Origin of the sequence: Sphingosinicella xenopeptidilytica (genome assembly GCF_042676985.1) — a bacterium.
GTDB classification, from domain to species: Bacteria; Pseudomonadota; Alphaproteobacteria; order Sphingomonadales; family Sphingomonadaceae; genus Sphingosinicella; species Sphingosinicella xenopeptidilytica.
In genome coordinates this window covers 66191-81976 of sequence record NZ_JBHTIK010000004.1, presented here as the reverse complement: position 1 = coordinate 81976, position 15786 = coordinate 66191, and the positions used below count along the sequence as shown (strand labels likewise).

Annotated in this window: 14 protein-coding genes; 7 read left to right on the top strand and 7 right to left on the bottom strand. The window is 65.6% G+C overall.

The annotated features are described in order from the left end of the window. Nucleotides 1-6 precede the first annotated feature (6 nt). The gene (locus tag ACFQ00_RS06855) at nucleotides 7-1641 is read right to left on the bottom strand and encodes an amidohydrolase (RefSeq protein ID WP_381488135.1); all 1635 of its coding nucleotides are present in this window, start codon (nucleotides 1639-1641) and stop codon (nucleotides 7-9) included. A gap of 5 nt (nucleotides 1642-1646) precedes the next feature. After that, nucleotides 1647-2513: an NAD(P)-dependent oxidoreductase gene (locus ACFQ00_RS06850; RefSeq protein ID WP_381488133.1), complete on the bottom strand. Its 867-nt coding sequence runs from the start codon at nucleotides 2511-2513 to the stop codon at nucleotides 1647-1649. Between the two features lie 108 nt (nucleotides 2514-2621). Here ACFQ00_RS06850 and ACFQ00_RS06845 point away from each other — a divergent pair, with 108 nt between their 5' ends. The 5 genes from ACFQ00_RS06845 to ACFQ00_RS06825 all read left to right on the top strand — a co-directional run bounded on the left by ACFQ00_RS06845 (nucleotide 2622) and on the right by ACFQ00_RS06825 (nucleotide 6715). Next, nucleotides 2622-3860 carry a threonine ammonia-lyase gene (locus tag ACFQ00_RS06845; protein ID WP_374598945.1) on the top strand — a complete coding sequence of 413 codons (1239 nt, stop codon included), beginning with the start codon at nucleotides 2622-2624 and terminating at the stop codon, nucleotides 3858-3860. Nucleotides 3861-3868: 8 nt separating this feature from the next. After that, on the top strand, nucleotides 3869-4708 hold the full coding sequence (locus ACFQ00_RS06840; RefSeq protein ID WP_381488130.1) for an ATP-grasp domain-containing protein: 840 nt from the start codon (nucleotides 3869-3871) through the stop codon (nucleotides 4706-4708). A 20-nt stretch (nucleotides 4709-4728) separates the two neighbouring features. Beyond that, entirely contained in the window at nucleotides 4729-5565 is an 837-nt protein-coding gene (locus tag ACFQ00_RS06835; protein ID WP_381488127.1) for a flagellar motor protein MotB, read from the top strand. A 9-nt stretch (nucleotides 5566-5574) separates the two neighbouring features. Further along, nucleotides 5575-6327: an arginyltransferase gene (locus ACFQ00_RS06830; RefSeq protein WP_381488124.1), complete on the top strand. Its 753-nt coding sequence runs from the start codon at nucleotides 5575-5577 to the stop codon at nucleotides 6325-6327. A 151-nt stretch (nucleotides 6328-6478) separates the two neighbouring features. After that, nucleotides 6479-6715 carry a hypothetical protein gene (locus ACFQ00_RS06825; RefSeq protein WP_374598937.1) on the top strand — a complete coding sequence of 79 codons (237 nt, stop codon included), beginning with the start codon at nucleotides 6479-6481 and terminating at the stop codon, nucleotides 6713-6715. A gap of 72 nt (nucleotides 6716-6787) precedes the next feature. Here the strand turns inward: ACFQ00_RS06825 and metH are convergent, their stop codons facing one another. The 4 genes from metH to ACFQ00_RS06805 are packed head-to-tail and all read right to left on the bottom strand — an operon-like array spanning nucleotide 6788 to nucleotide 12312. Continuing rightward, nucleotides 6788-9397 carry a methionine synthase gene (metH, locus tag ACFQ00_RS06820; RefSeq protein ID WP_381488120.1) on the bottom strand — a complete coding sequence of 870 codons (2610 nt, stop codon included), beginning with the start codon at nucleotides 9395-9397 and terminating at the stop codon, nucleotides 6788-6790. Nucleotides 9398-9407: 10 nt separating this feature from the next. Then, complete coding sequence (locus ACFQ00_RS06815) at nucleotides 9408-10454, bottom strand: homocysteine S-methyltransferase family protein (protein WP_381488116.1); 1047 nt, start codon at nucleotides 10452-10454, stop codon at nucleotides 9408-9410. Beyond that, nucleotides 10451-11368, bottom strand: a complete 918-nt coding sequence (gene metF / locus ACFQ00_RS06810) for a methylenetetrahydrofolate reductase (protein WP_381488113.1) — start codon at nucleotides 11366-11368, stop codon at nucleotides 10451-10453. Before metF ends, ACFQ00_RS06815 begins: the two co-directional genes overlap by 4 nt. Beyond that, nucleotides 11365-12312 (bottom strand): ArsR/SmtB family transcription factor, encoded by a 948-nt coding sequence (locus ACFQ00_RS06805; protein WP_381488110.1) that lies wholly within the window; start codon nucleotides 12310-12312, stop codon nucleotides 11365-11367. Before ACFQ00_RS06805 ends, metF begins: the two co-directional genes overlap by 4 nt. A 115-nt stretch (nucleotides 12313-12427) precedes the next feature. On the opposite strand from ACFQ00_RS06805, the gene ACFQ00_RS06800 reads away from it, so the two are divergent. Together ACFQ00_RS06800 and ACFQ00_RS06795 are read left to right on the top strand one after the other, a co-directional pair. Beyond that, nucleotides 12428-13312 (top strand): MlaA family lipoprotein, encoded by an 885-nt coding sequence (locus tag ACFQ00_RS06800; protein ID WP_381488107.1) that lies wholly within the window; start codon nucleotides 12428-12430, stop codon nucleotides 13310-13312. 339 nt (nucleotides 13313-13651) lie between these two features. Continuing rightward, a complete protein-coding gene (locus tag ACFQ00_RS06795) occupies nucleotides 13652-13957 on the top strand; it encodes a hypothetical protein (RefSeq protein ID WP_381488105.1) in 306 nt (101 codons plus the stop codon). Nucleotides 13958-14107: 150 nt separating this feature from the next. On the opposite strand, the gene groL is transcribed toward ACFQ00_RS06795, so the two are convergent. Then, on the bottom strand, nucleotides 14108-15751 hold the full coding sequence (gene groL / locus ACFQ00_RS06790; protein WP_381488103.1) for a chaperonin GroEL: 1644 nt from the start codon (nucleotides 15749-15751) through the stop codon (nucleotides 14108-14110). Nucleotides 15752-15786: the final 35 nt, after the last annotated feature.

Sequence of the window (15786 nt, the reverse complement as noted above, 5' to 3'; positions counted from 1 at the left end):
GCCGCCTCAGTCCCGCGCGTAAACGCGCTTCCCCGCAAGCCACGTCTCCAGCACCTTCACCTTCCAGATGTCCCCGGCGGGCATCTTGAAGACATCGCCGTCGACGAGGATGAAGTCGGCCCACTTGCCGGGCGTCAGCGTCCCCACGCTGCGTTCCTGCTGCCCCGCATAGGCCGCACCCGTCGTGAAGGCTGCGAAGGCCTGCTGCAAGGTCAGCGCTTCGTTCGCATACCAGCCTTTCGGCGGCTGCCCGTCGCGGTCCTGCCGCGTGACGGCGGCGTGGAGACCATAAAACGGATTGGCCGGCTCGACCGGGAAGTCCGACCCGCCCGCGATGCGCGCACCGCTGTTCACAAGCGATTTCCATGCATAGCCGCCCTTGATCCGCTCGGGCCCCACCCGGTCCTCCGCCATCGCCTTGTCGGAGGTGGCGTGCGTCGGCTGGATCGAGGCAATGACGCCGAGCTTCGCGAACCGACCGATGTCGTCCGGCGCCAGGATCTGCGCGTGCTCGATGCTGGGGCGCACCAGCGGCTGGCCCATCTTCTGGATGTCCGCGAACGCGTTCAGCACCTCGCGGTTCGCCTTGTCGCCGATGGCGTGGACGTTCACCTGAAAGCCGCGCATCGAGGCGGCCGCGATCACGTTGCGCAGCTTCGCACCCTCGATGATCATCAGGCCGGTGTTCTCGGGATCGTCGCTGTAGGGCTCGATCATCGCTGCACCGCGCGAACCGAGCGCGCCGTCCGCGAGCAGCTTCACGGTGTTCAGCGCAAGACGATCCTCAAAGAGCCAGCCGGTCGCCCCCTTCGGCGCGATCGCGCGCAGGGCATCCGCGCCGCCCGCCATGGCAGAGATGCGCACGGTGAGCTTGCCGTCCTTCGCAAACTGCTCGTAGAGCGCCCACGTCGCCGGATCGATGCCCGCATCATGAACGCCGGTGAGCCCTACCGAAGCCATGATCTGGAGCGCCGTTTCAAGCGCGGCGGCCCTTTCCGCAGCGGTCGGCGGCGGCAGCTTCTTCTCGATGAGCGCCATGGCCGTATCGACGAGCACTCCGGTCGGCTTGCCCTTCGCATCACGCTCGATACGTCCACCCGCGGGGTCGGGCGTTTTCGCGGTGATACCGCTCGCCTTCAAGGCCGCCGAATTCGCCCAGCCCGCGTGACCGTCGACGCGGGTCAGCCAGACTGGCCGGTCCGCCACCGCGATATCGAGCTCTTCGGCTGTCGGAAAACGATCGAGCCCCCAGCTCACCTGATTCCAGCCGCCGCCGACGATCCACTTCCGCTCCGGGTTCGCCGTGGCATCGGAGGCGATCTTCGCGAGCGCCTGATCGATGCTTGTCGTGTCCGAAAGGTCGATCTGCAATGCGATAAAGCCGAGAGGCATGACATGGCCATGCGCGTCGATCAGGCCGGGAAGCAGCGTCCTGCCGCCCGCATCCACGATATCGCCGTCCACCGTCTCGCCGGGCTTCAGCAAGCGTTCGACACGGCCGTCGTCGCTGACGATGAGCCCCCCGAATTTCTGAAGCCTGCCGATATCGTCGAGCGTGTAGCCGTTCGCATTGACGATCACGGTTCGCGCGTCTGCGGCGCCGGCCGAAAGGAGCGCCGCAAGCGCGAGTGCAATCCGCATGATCTTTATCCCCTGAACCGCCTGAGCAGCGATGACGTGTCCTGCCGTCCTCCGCCCATCTTCTGGACATCGGCATAGAACTGGTCAACCAGCGCGGTGAGCGGCATCGAAAGCCCGATGCTCCGCGCTTCGCCGAGCACGAGCGACAGGTCCTTGCGCATCCAGTCCACCGCGAAGCCGAAGTCGTATTCGCCCTTGATCATGGTAGGCGCGCGGTTCTCCATCTGCCAGCTCTGCGCCGCACCCTTCGAGATCACGTCCACCACGGCATTGGCGTCGAGCCCCGCTTCCATCGCGAAGTTCATCGCCTCGGCGAGGCCCTGCAGCACGCCCGCGATGCAGACCTGGTTGACCATCTTCGTAAGCTGACCCGCCCCCGCCGGTCCCATAAGGCCGATGCGCTGCGCATAGGCCTGCATCACCGGCTCGCCGCGCGCGAAGCTCTCCGTATCGCCGCCCACCATGATCGTCAGACGTCCGTTTTCCGCGCCCGCCTGACCGCCCGAAACCGGCGCATCGAGCACGCCGATGCCGCGTGCCGCGCCCGCCTCGGCAAGCTCGCGTGCGATCGCGGCGGAAACGGTGGTGTGGTCGATGTAAAGGCTCGCCGGCGCCATCGCGCCGAACGCGCCGTCCGGCCCCAGCGTCACGGCGCGCAGATCGTCATCGTTGCCGACGCAGGTAAGCACAATCTCGGCGCCCTTCGCGGCCTCGGCGGGCGTTTCCGCAAGCGCGCCGCCGTTCGCAGCGACCCACGCCTCCGCCTTCGCCCGCGTGCGGTTGTAGACGGTAACGTCATGGCCCGCCGCCTTCAGGTGCCGTGCCATCGGCGCGCCCATCACACCCATTCCGAGAAATGCGACCCGCGCCATCGGCAGCCTCCTGTTTTGATCCGCTCGAGCGGGTTCCTAGCGGCTGTTTGCCTCGGCTGCCAGATGGGCTATGGCGCCGGTGCCAATTCAACAGGTCAGGATGACAAGATGGGCGATTCTCAGGGTGTGGCGGCTTTGCCGGTGACGTTTGCCGATATCGAGGCAGCGCACATGGCGATCATGCCGCACATCGTCCGCACGCCCTGTCTGAAATCGCGCACGCTGTCCGATATCGTCGGCGCAGAGGTGTGGCTGAAGTTCGAGAACCTTCAGTTCACCGCCGCCTACAAGGAGCGCGGCGCGCTCAACACGCTGCTGTCGCTCACCGACGCGCAGCGCAAGAAGGGCGTCATCGCGGCTTCCGCCGGCAATCACGCGCAGGGCATCGCCTATCACGGTACGCGGCTTGGCATCCCGACAACGATCGTGATGCCGCGCTACACGCCCGTGGTGAAGGTGCAGCAGACCGAAAGCCACGGCGCGGAAATCATTCTTCACGGCGACAACTACGACGAGGCCTACGCCCGCGCCCGCGAACTTGAAGTCGAGCGCGGTCTCACCTTCGTGCACCCCTTCGACAATCCCAAGGTGATCGCCGGGCAAGGCACGGTCGCGGTCGAGATGCTCACCGACGCGCCGAAGATCGATACGCTGGTCGTGCCGATCGGCGGCGGCGGGCTCATCTCGGGTATGTCGATCGCGGCGCGCGCGATGCGCCCCGATGTCGAGATCGTCGGCGTGCAGGCGGCGCTCTATCCCTCGATGGCCGCGAAGATGAAGGGCGAAACCCTGCCCTGCGGCGGCGACAGCATCGCCGAAGGCATCTCGGTCAAGGAACCGGGCACGATCACGCAGGGCATCGTCCGCGCGCTCGTGAAAGACATCCTGCTCGTCGACGAGTCCAAGCTGGAGCAGGCAACGGCGATGCTGCTCAACATCGAGAAGACCGTCGTCGAAGGCGCCGGCGCCGCAGGCCTCGCCGCCCTTCTCGCCTATCCCGAGCGTTTCAAGGGCCGCGTCGTCGGCCTGCCGCTCACCGGCGGCAACATCGATACGCGTCTGCTTGCGAACGTGCTGCTCCGCGATCTCGCCCGCGCCGGCCGCCTCGCACGGCTGCGCATCCGGCTCAACGACCGGCCGGGGCAGCTTTTCGGCGTCGCGCGCATCTTCGACGACATGCAGGTCAACATCGTCGAGGTGTACCACCAGCGCGTGTTCACCAACCTGTCGGCGAAGGGCATCTATGCCGACATCGAGTGCGAAACGCGCGACCGCGACCATCTGGAACGGCTGATCGCGACGCTGAAGGACAGCGGCTACGAAGTCTCGTCGGTCGAGATCGCCTGAGGCGCACCATGGCCGATATCTGCATCCTGACGCCGGACAGCGGCTACGCCGACTCTGTGCCCCGCGCCGAGAACGAGCTTCGAGCAGTCCTTGGGGAAGCCGTGCGCTTCCAGCCGTGGACGGCGCCTCTCTCTCACGGTGACGGCATCGCCCTGCCGCTCCTCGCGTGGGGCTACCAATCGCGCGGCGCCGACTGGTCGGCAGCGCTCGACACGTGGGAGGCGGCTGGCATCCCGATGGCGAACCCAGTGCCGCTGATGCGCTGGAACACCGACAAGCGTTACCTCTTCGATCTGGAGGCGAAGGGCGTGCCGGTGATCCCCACGGCCTTCGCACAGGCGCTTTCGGACGTGGACATGGCCGAAGCGCGGGCACGCTTCGGCGACACGGTGATCGTGAAGCCACCGGTATCGGGCGGCGCCGATGGAACCTACCGTCTGGCGCCCGGCGACCCCATACCCGCCGACGTGGCAGGGAAACCGATGCTGATCCAGCCGATGATGGCGGCGATCGCCACGGAGGGCGAATATTCGCTGTTCTACTTCGGTGGCGCGTTCAGCCACGCGATCCTCAAGGTGCCGTCCGCCGGTGACTTCCGCGTGCAGGAGCAGTTCGGTGGGCGCGAGATCACCGTCGAAGCTTCGGAAGACGCCCGCGCGGTGGCCGAACAGGCCCTGCGCGCCGCCCCCGCCGAGGCCCTTTACGCACGCATCGACATGGTGCGCGGTGCAGACGGTGGGCTGCGCCTGATGGAGCTTGAGCTGATCGAGCCCGCGCTCTTCCTGTCGCACGCCGCCGATCGCGGCCGCCTGTTCGCAGAAGCGCTTAGCGCCCGCTTAACCCTCTGAGGGCTAGACTTGGCCCTGCAATGGCCAGTCGTCACCTCCGTCCCGCCGCGAACGCGCGTCCCGTCATCCGGCGGCGCGCGCGACAGACGCCGCGCGGCGTCCGGCCGGTGAACGTGCAGTGGAAGGTCGCCTACGCCGACTTCGCCACCGCGATGATGGCCTTCTTCATGCTGCTCTGGCTCATATCGAGTTCGGAGAAAGTGTCGCTCCAGGGCATCGCCGACTACTTCACCCCCTCGGTCGCAGCGCCCGCAGCCGGCGCGGCAGCCGAAGGCGATATCGCGTTCGCAAGCGGCGGACCCGAGCCACTCTCGCTCGCGCCAAGCGACAAGACCCGCGCCCGCGCCGACGCCCTGCTCCGCGACATCCGCACGGCCTTTGCGGCGGACCCTGACCTTGCGCCACTTGCAGACAATGTCCTCCTCGAACCGGCCGCGGACGGCATCCACATCCAGCTCACCGACACCGCCCTCCGCCCGATGTTCGCCGAGGGCAGCGCCGTGCCGCTCGCCCCCGACGCATTCCGCACCATCGCAGCGCGCATCGGCACCCTGCCGAACCGCATCGCCGTCGAAGGGCACACCGACAGCGCCGGAGAGGGAGACGACTGGCAGCTTTCCGCGCGCCGCGCGGTCGCCGTGCGCGATATCCTCGCGGCCGGCGGCGTGCCTGCGGACCGCTTCGCCGCCGTGACCGGCCGCGCCGCGAGCCAGCCGCTGCTGCCCGATGCCCCTGCCCGGCCCGAGAACCGGCGCATCACCATCATCCTGCTCGATGAACCGCCCGCGCTCGCTCCCGGCGCCGGGCGACGAGCCGTGCAGGCGATGCCTTCCCAAACCGGCAACATCGCACCATAATTCGCAGCCGTGACTGACCAAACGTTCCGATTCCCGCGATTTTTCGTGACGGCGCCCAGCCCCTGCCCCTATCTGCCGGGCAAGCTCGAGCGCAAGGTCTTCACAGAGCTGCGCGGCGAGGATGCGGTGGAGCTCAATGAGGCGCTGTCGCGCATCGGCTTCCGGCGCAGCCAGAACGTCGTCTACCGGCCGAGCTGCGAGGGCTGCAACGCCTGCGTTTCGGTGCGCGTCCTCGCGCAGCGCTTCGCCCCGAGCCAGACGCAGCGTCGCATCATGCGCCGCAACGACGACATCGAGGTCAGCATCTGCGAGCCGTGGACGACGCCCGAGCAGTTCGATCTGCTGCGTGCCTACCTTGGCCAGCGCCACCCCGAAGGCGGCATGACGCGCATGGATGCCTACGACTATGCGGAAATGGTCGAGCAGACGCCGGTCAACACGCTCATCATCGAGTATCGCGAACCGATGACGGACGGACGGCAGGGGCGCCTCATCGGCTGCTGCCTCACCGATCGGCAGGCGGATGGCCTGTCGATGGTCTACAGCTTCTTCGATCCCGCGCACCCCACGCGCTCGGGCCTCGGCACCTTCATCATCATGGACCACATCCGGCAAGCCGCCGCCGCCGCGCTCGATTACGTATACCTCGGCTACTGGATCGAGGGCTGCGAGCGCATGAGCTACAAGACCCGCTTCCGCCCGATCGAGCGACTCACGACGCGCGGGTGGAAATCCGTGGAAGCCTCCGAACCCTTCGCCTGAACGAGATGTGCCGGAAATGCGGCAGGCCGAACGGAACATCGTGCCCGTCCGCTCGGCGGGGCATTTCGTCGCCGCGGCAGTTGTCTCACCGTGGCGACCGACCAACCTTTGCTGAGCCGGGGGGCGAACCGGACAGACAAAGGTGATTCAAATGAAAATCGAAAAACTCCTTGGGGCGGCGCTCGGCGCCGTGATGGTTGCGGGTGTTCCGGCAGTGGCGTTTGCCCAGAGCGCTGACGCACCGCCCACGATCGACACCAATGGTGACGGCAAGCCCGATGCCTGGGACACGAATGGCGATGGCAAGGCCGATGCGTGGGATACGAACGGCGACGGCAAGCCCGATGCGGTGGATGCCGATGGCGACGGCAAGCCCGACGCCCAGTAATCCGGCAGGCCTCTCTCCCTTCCAGACCCCGGATACGCCGGTGGACCACGCGGTCCGCCGGCGTTTTCCGTATCAGAGGTTTGGCCGCAGCCAGCGCTCGGCTTCGTCAACCGGAATACCGCACCGCGCGGCATAGTCCTCAAGCTGATCGCGGCCGATGCGCGCGACGCCGAAGTACGACGACTCCGGATGCGCGAAATAGAAGCCGGAAACGCTCGCGGTGGGAAGCATCGCCAGCCCTTCCGTGAGCACGATTCCGGTCGCCGCCGTTGCGCCGAGCAGGCGGAAGAGTTCGGGCTTCAGCGTGTGATCCGGGCAGGCCGGATAGCCGGGCGCCGGGCGGATGCCCTTGTAGCGCTCCTTGATCAGTTCCTCGTTCGTCAGCCGCTCGTCCGGCGCATAGCCCCAGAGCTCGCGACGCACGCGCTCGTGAAGATATTCGGCAAAGGCTTCGGCGAGGCGATCGGCGAGCGCCTTCAGCATGATGTCCGAATAATCGTCATGCGCGCGGCGGAAGCGTTCGGAATGAAGGTCGATCCCCTCCCCGCCCGTCACCGCGAAACCGCCGATCCAGTCGGCTTCGGGCGAGATGAAATCGGCAAGGCACATGTTGGGGCGGCCCGCGCGCTTCTCGATCTGCTGGCGGAGCATGGCGAAGCGGCCGATCTCGCTTGTGCGGCCCTCGTCCGAGAACACCACGATGTCGTCACCCTCGCGCCGCACCGGCCAGAAGCCGACGACACCGCGTGCGCTGAGCCAGCGCTCGCCCGCGATCTGCTCCAGCATCTTCTGCGCGTCCGCAAACAGCGACCGCGCGCTTTCGCCCACCACCTCGTCCTTGAGGATCGCCGGGTAGTTGCCCGCGAGTTCCCACGCGCGGAAGAACGGCGTCCAGTCAATGTACGGGATCAGCGTATCCACCGTCACATCGTCGATCACGCGGACGCCCGACGTCGCGGGCTTCACCGGAGGATGCGCCGCGAAATCCGCAGGGAATCCATTCGCGCGCGCGTCTGCAAGGCTCGCGAGCTTACTTTCGCCCCGGCTCGCACGCTCCTCGCGGATCATCGCGTATTCGGTGCGCGTTTCCTCGACGAGCTTGCCCTTCATATTGTCGGACGTCAGCGCACTCGCGACGCCGACCGCGCGGCTCGCGTCGAGCACGTGCAGCGTCGGTCCCGAATATGCAGGTTCGATCTTGAGCGCGGTATGCACGCGGCTCGTCGTCGCGCCGCCGATCAGCAGCGGCATCGTGAAGCCTTCGCGCTCCATCTCGGCCGCCACCGTCACCATCTCGTCGAGCGACGGCGTGATGAGGCCGGAAAGCCCGATCATGTCGGCATTCTGTTCGCGCGCGGTTTTCAGGATCGTCTGGAACGGCACCATCACGCCGAGGTCGATGACCTCGAAATTGTTGCACTGGAGCACGACGCCCACGATGTTCTTGCCGATATCGTGAACGTCGCCCTTCACGGTCGCCATCACGATACGCCCCTTGGCACGCGAACCCTCGTCCTTCTGCGCCTCGATGAACGGGATGAGATGCGCGACCGCCTTCTTCATCACGCGCGCCGACTTCACCACCTGCGGCAGGAACATCTTGCCCGAACCGAACAGGTCGCCGACGACAGACATGCCCGCCATCAGCGGTCCTTCGATGACCTCGATCGGCCGCGCGAACTGCTGGCGCGCTTCCTCCGTATCCTCGATGACATACGCGTCGAGGCCCTTCACCAGCGCGTGTTCCAGGCGCTTCTGCACGGGCAACGTCCGCCATTCCTCGGTCGCCTTCTCGGCAACCTGGCCATCGCCGCGAAAACGCTCGGCGATCTCCAGCAGGCGTTCGGTCGCATCCGGGCGGCGGTTGAGCACCACGTCCTCGCACGCTTCGCGGAGTTCGGGATCGATCGTGTCGTAAACGTCGAGCTGGCCCGCGTTGACGATGGCCATGTCCATGCCCGCCGGAATGGCATGAAAGAGGAACACGCTGTGCATCGCCCGGCGCACCGGCTCGTTGCCACGGAAGCTGAACGAGAGATTTGAAAGCCCGCCGGAGATGTGCACGTATGGGCAGCGCTTCCGGATTTCGCGCGCCGCCTCGATGAAATCGACGCCGTAATTGTTATGCTCCTCGATCCCTGTCGCCACGGCGAAGATGTTAGGATCGAAGATGATATCCTCAGGTGGGAATCCGTTCGCGGTGAGCAGCTTGTACGCGCGCTCGCAAATCTCGACCTTGCGCGCGGCAGTGTCCGCCTGCCCCACCTCGTCGAACGCCATCACGACAGCAGCCGCACCATAAGCGCGCACTTTCCGCGCCGCCTCAAGGAAGGCTTCCTCGCCTTCCTTCATGCTGATCGAATTCACGATCGGCTTGCCGGTCACGCACTTGAGGCCCGCCTCGATCACGCTCCATTTCGAGCTGTCGATCATCACTGGCACGCGGCTGATATCAGGCTCGGCCGCGAGCAACTTCAGATAGGTCTCCATCGCCTGTTCTGAATCGAGCAGACCCTCGTCCATGTTGACGTCGATGATCTGCGCACCGTTCTCAACCTGATCGCGCGCGACCTCGATGGCGGTGGTGTAGTCGCCCGCCATGATCAGCTTCTTGAACTTCGCCGAGCCGGTAACATTGGTGCGCTCGCCGATGTTGACGAAGCGCGCGGTGTTGTCTGTCATGATGTGCAGTTCAGGCGAGTGTGAAAGCGTCGAGCCCGGCGAGGTGCATCGCCGGTTCGGGGTGCGGAATGGCGCGGGGCGGCAAGCCTTCAACCGCCTTCGCCATCGCGGCGATGTGCGCGGCCGTCGTGCCGCAGCAGCCGCCGACGATGTTGATGAGCCCGGCCTCCGCCCATTCGTGGATCATGCCGCCCGTGGTGTCCGGCGCCTCGTCGTACTGGCCGAGTTCATTCGGAAGACCGGCGTTCGGATAGATCATCACCAGCGTGTCCGCGATGCGCGACAGCGCCTGCACGTGCGGGCGCAGTTCCTTCGCACCGAACGAGCAGTTGAGTCCGATCGTCACCGGCTCGGCATGGCGCACTGCATACCAGAACGCCTCGACCGAATGGCCGGAAAGATTGCGACCCGACATGTCGGTGATCGTCATCGAGATCATCATCGGGATGCGCACGCCGCGCGCCTCGCCGAGTTCGATGATGCCCATGATCGCGGCCTTGGCGTTCAGCGTGTCGAAGATCGTTTCAATGAGGATGAAATCCGATCCTGCATCGAGCAGCGCTTCGGCCTGTTCCTTGTAAACGTCCTTCACCTCGTCGAACGTCACGGCGCGAAAACCGGGATCGTTCACATCCGGCGACAACGACAGCGTCTTGTTCGTCGGCCCGATCGCGCCCGCGACAAACCGCGGGCGACCGTCGCGCGCGGTGGCAGCATCAGCCTCCTCGCGCGCGATGCGGGCGGCGGCATGATTCATCTCCGCGACCAGATGCTCGGCGCCGTAATCCGCCTGGCTGATCCGGTTGGCGTTGAAGGTGTTGGTGGCAAGGATATCCGCGCCCGCATCGGCATAGCCGCGCGTGATCGCGCGCACGATATCGGGACGGGTGAGGACCAGAAGATCGTTGTTGCCCTTCTGATCGTGGCCGGTGTCGTATTGGCCGCGATAGGCCGCCTCATCCAGCCCATAGGTCTGGATCGCCGTGCCGAACGCGCCGTCGTTGATCAGGATGCGCTTCGCGGCTTCCGCGCGAAGTCTTTCCGCTGCGTTCGTCATGCCGCGCGCTTTCCAAGCATATGGCAGATCGCATAGCTGAGATCCGCACGATTCAGTGTGTAGAAATGGAATTCGCGTACCCCGCCCGCATAAAGGCGGCGGCAGAATTCGGCAGCAACGGTGGCGGCGACGAGACCGCGCGCGGCGGGCCGCTCCTCGAGGCCTTCGAACAGCCGCCCCATCCAGCCGGGTATCGCCGTACCGCACATCTCGGCCATGCGTTTCGTCTGCGCGAAATTGCTCACCGGCAGGATGCCCGGCACGATCTCGGCGCTAAGCCCCGCCGCCGCCGCATTATCGCGGAAGCGGAAATAGGTTTCCGGCTCGAAGAAGAATTGCGTGATCGCGCGGTGTGCGCCCGCGTCGAGCTTGCGCTTCAGATTGTCGAGATCCTGCACCACGCTCGCGGCTTCAGGGTGCATTTCCGGATAGGCGGCAACGCTGATCTCGAAATCCCCGATCCGCCGAAGCCCCGCGACGAGCGCGGCGGCATTCTCGTATCCATCGGGATGCGGCACGAATCGTTCGCCCGCACGCGGCGGATCGCCGCGCAGCGCAACGATATGGCGAACACCTGCATCCCAATAGGCGCGCGCGACATCGTCGATCTCGCCGCGCGAGGCATCCACACAGGTCAGATGCGCGGCGGGCGTCAGCGTCGTTTCGCGCACGAGGCGCGAGACCGTGGCATGCGTGCGTTCACGCGTCGAACCGCCCGCGCCATAGGTGACGGAAACGAAACGCGGCTCAAGCGGCTCGAGCGTCTTGATCGAATCCCACAGCGTCTCTTCCATCTTCTCCGTCTTCGGCGGGAAGAATTCAAACGAGACGGCAATGTCGCCGCGCAGATCCGCGAACAAAGGCTGGCGGACGGCGTTCTGCGCTTCCGTCATCTGGTCGAGCGTCAGGATCATGCCGCTTTCCTTTTCGCGAGCGGGGCCTTTTCCCCAAGCCAGATGCTGACGGTCAACGTGCCCCCTTTCAGATGATCCACAACACGGCCTTCAAGACCGCTTTCGCGCATCCAGCCAAGCACCGCCTCGTCGGCGAAGCCAAGGCGTGTGTGCGCGTGATTCGAACGCAGTTCCTCAAGCGTATGCGGAGCGAAATCGATCACGAGCAGTCGCCCGCCCGGCGCGAGTACGCGCCCCGCCTCGGTGATCGCGGCCGCGGGATTGTCCGCATAGTGCAGAACCTGGTGCAGCAGCACGGTATCGATGCTGCCGTCCGCCTGCGGCAGCGCATACATATCGGCCTGCCGCACCTCGCAGTGCCCGAGCCGCGCCGCCTCCAGCTTGCCGCGCGCGACGCGGAGCATGTCCGCACTGCGATCGACGCCGACTGCGCCCTGCGATCCCGGCGCGAGCAGTTCGAGCATCCGCCCCGTTCCCGTGCCGATATCGAGCAGATAGCCCACGGGCCGCGCCGCAAGTGCGCGCAGGATCGCGGCCTCGACCTCGCCATCGGAGACGTGCATCGAACGAATGCCGTCCCAGCCCTCGGCGTGGGCATCGAAATAGCTGTGCATTTCCGCGACGCGGCGCGCACGAATCTCGTCGAGCCGCCGCGCGTCGGCGACGACGGCAGCACTGTCGTCCAGCATACGATCCAGAAGCCCGCCGACTTCGCCCGCGAGCCCCGCGCCTTCAATCCGCAGGAAAACCCAGGCGCCTTCCTTGTGCCGCACAAGAAGCCCCGCCTCGGCAAGAATGCGCACATGCCGCGACACGCGCGGCTGCGATTGCCCCAGAACCTCGGCCAGTTCGCCGATCGACAGCTCCATCGAACGCACGAGCGCCATGATCCGAAGCCTTGACGGATCGGCGAGAGCGCGGAAAAGGTCGAGCGCAGGCTGCATGAAAAGGGATATAAAGATATCTTTATATGCGGTCAATGAACGAAATACGTTGTCACGCCCTATCGGGGAACTCTACGTTCCGCGCCTTGTCGCCCAGCGTTATCCGGGAAGCCTCATGTCCGCACGCACCGTCTCTCTCGTCGCCCTCCTCGCCGCACCGCTCCTCACCGGCTGCGTAACGACTCCGGGCGGCGTTTCGGAGGCCGAGCTCGACCGGTTCGAAAAGACCAACCGGGCGATCTACAAATTCAACAAGGGCGTCGACACGGCGGTCATCAAGCCGGTGACGCAGGGCTACCGCGCAGTCGTCCCCGGCATCGCGCGACGCGGCGTCTCGAATGCGCTCGACAATGTCGACGAGCCGCTGTCGTTCATCAACGCGGTGCTGCAGGGCAAGTTCAAGGTGGCCTTCCGCGCCGTCGACCGCTTCATGATCAACTCGACGTTCGGCGTCGCCGGCCTCTTCGACCATGCAACCGAGATGGGCCTTCCCAAGCAGGAGGAGGATTTCGGCCAGACACTCGCGGCGTGGGGCGTCGGCTCCGGCCCTTATATCATGCTGCCCCTGCTCGGCCCCTCGACGCTTCGCGACACCGTCGGCTTCGGCGTCGATTCGGTGACGGACCCGTGGCCGAAGTTCCAGAAGCATGTCGCGGGCCTCAACGGCACCGAGCGGATCGGCGTCACCGCCGGCGAAGCGATCGACCTGCGTTCGCGCCTCATCGATACGGCCGACCCGCTGCTCGCCACGGCGCTCGACGAATATGCGACCGTTCGCGCCGCCTATCTCCAGCAGCGCCTCAGCGACATCTACGATGGCGATCCGCCCGAAGACGATTTCACGCCGACCTTCGACGACGAGACTCCGCCCCACGCAATGCCGGGCGAAAACGCGGCATCAGAACCCGCGGACACGCCCGCCCCCGCGACCGACGAAGCGCCCATGCCCACACCCGAGTCTGATACGGGCGAGCCCAAGGCCGAAACTGTCACGCCGTAAGGGGCGCGGGCACCAACCGCGAATCGCGCCGGCCAGTCTCCACATACGGAATTTATCCTGCCGAATCCGATACCTGCGGCATTTTGGAGGGTACCAGCCATGCGCCAGCTCGACCGGCCGATGCCCGGTGCGGATTGCCGCTGCGAAGAATATCTATTGTTTTACAAGACATTAAGTCGACACCCGTGAAGCAGGCGGCGGACCGCGGAAGTTCTTCACAAAAATATTTTGCACAGCGGCATCAAAACTCTTCCCACAGACAAGGTTTTCCGTGACAATCCGCGCCGCTCCCATTATTGGGCGCAGGGTCAATACAAACTGTTCTAGGGGAACAAGTCGATGCGCAATGTTACCAAGGGTTTCGCAGCTCTCGCGCTCGTCGCCGGCCTCGGCATCGGCGCTTGCAGCGAGAAGACCGAAGAAGCCGCTGACGCGACCGCGGACGCCGCGGCTGAAGACGCTGCTGCTGCTGCTGATGCCGCTGTCGCCGAGACCGACGCTGCGGTTGACGCCGCTGCCGACGCGACGGCCGACGCCGCTGCCGATGCGGCCGCTGGCGCTGCCGACGCCGCTGCTGGTGCGGCCGACGCCGCTGCCGGCGCTGCCGACGCCGCTGCGGACGCCGCGACGGAAGCTGCTCAGTAAGCTTTACTGACAGTTCGGAAAAAAGAACGGGCCGCATCTTCGGATGCGGCCCGTTTCTTTTTGTCCATCGTCAATCTTGATTGATGACGCCAAAGAAAAAGGCCGCCGGGATCACCCAGCGGCCTTTCTTTTGACTGCGGAAGGCTGGACTTAAAAGTCCATGCCACCCATGCCGCCCATGCCACCCGGCATACCGCCCGGCGCCGGCTTGTCGTCCGGCAGCTCGGCGATCGTCGCCTCGGTGGTGATGAGCAGGCCCGCGACCGATGCGGCGTCCTGAAGCGCGGTGCGCACGACCTTGGTCGGGTCTACGACGCCGGCCTTCACCAGGTCTTCGTAGGTGTCGGTCTGCGCGTTGAAGCCGAGCTTCTCGTCCTTGGCGTCGATCAGCTTGCCCGCGATGACGGCACCGTCATGACCGGCGTTCTGCGCGATCTGACGCACCGGCGCCTGCAGCGCGCGGCGGATGATATCGATGCCGCGGGTCTGGTCTTCATTGGCGCCCGTGAGGCCTTCGATCGCCTTCGTCGCGTAGAGGAGCGCCGTACCGCCGCCGGGGACGATGCCCTCTTCAACGGCCGCGCGCGTGGCGTGCAGCGCGTCGTCGACGCGGTCCTTCTTCTCCTTCACTTCGACTTCGGTCGCACCGCCGACCTTGATCACGGCAACGCCGCCGGCGAGCTTGGCGAGACGCTCCTGGAGCTTCTCGCGGTCGTAGTCGCTGGTCGTCGTCTCGATCTGGGCGCGGATCTGCTCGACACGGCCCTTGATCTGCTCGCCGTCACCGGCGCCGTCGACGATCGTGGTGTTGTCCTTGTCGATCGTGACCTTCTTCGCCTGGCCGAGCATTCCGAGCGTGACGTTCTCGAGCTTGATGCCGAGGTCTTCGCTGATCATCTGGCCGTTGGTCAGGATCGCGATATCCTCGAGCATCGCCTTACGGCGATCACCGAAGCCCGGCGCCTTCACGGCCGCAACCTTGAGGCCGCCGCGCAGCTTGTTGACGACGAGCGTCGCAAGCGCTTCACCCTCGATGTCCTCAGCGATGATGAGGAGCGGACGGCCGCTCTGCACCACGGCTTCGAGGATCGGCAGCATGGCCTGCAGGTTCGAGAGCTTCTTTTCGTGGATCAGGATGTGCGGGTTGTCGAGCTCGACCTGCATCTTCTCCGGGTTCGTGATGAAGTACGGCGACAGGTAGCCGCGGTCGAACTGCATACCCTCGACCGTCTCCAGCTCGCTGGTGAGGCCCTTGGCCTCCTCGACGGTGATCACGCCTTCCTTGCCGACCTTCTCCATCGCTTCCGCGATCATCTTGCCGACTTCGGTGTCGCCGTTGGCCGAGATGGTGCCGACCTGGGCGATCTCGTCAGAGCCCGCGACGGCCTTGGAGCGCGACGCAAGGTTCTCGATGACCTTGGCGACAGCGAGGTCGATACCGCGCTTCAGGTCCATCGGGTTCATGCCGGCCGCGACCGACTTCATGCCCTCGCGGACGATCGACTGGGCGAGCACCGTGGCGGTGGTCGTGCCGTCGCCGGCGATGTCGTTGGTCTTCGAGGCCACTTCGCGCAGCATCTGCGCGCCCATGTTCTCGAACTTGTCCTTGAGCTCGATTTCCTTCGCGACCGTCACACCGTCCTTGGTGATGCGCGGCGCGCCGAAGCTCTTGTCGATAACGACGTTGCGGCCCTTCGGCCCCAGCGTCACCTTCACCGCGTCGGCGAGGATATCGACGCCGCGAAGGATGCGCTCACGCGCGTCGCGGCCGAATTTTACGTCTTTGGCTGCCATGATTGACTACCCTTTCCTGGGATCTGAAACGAAAA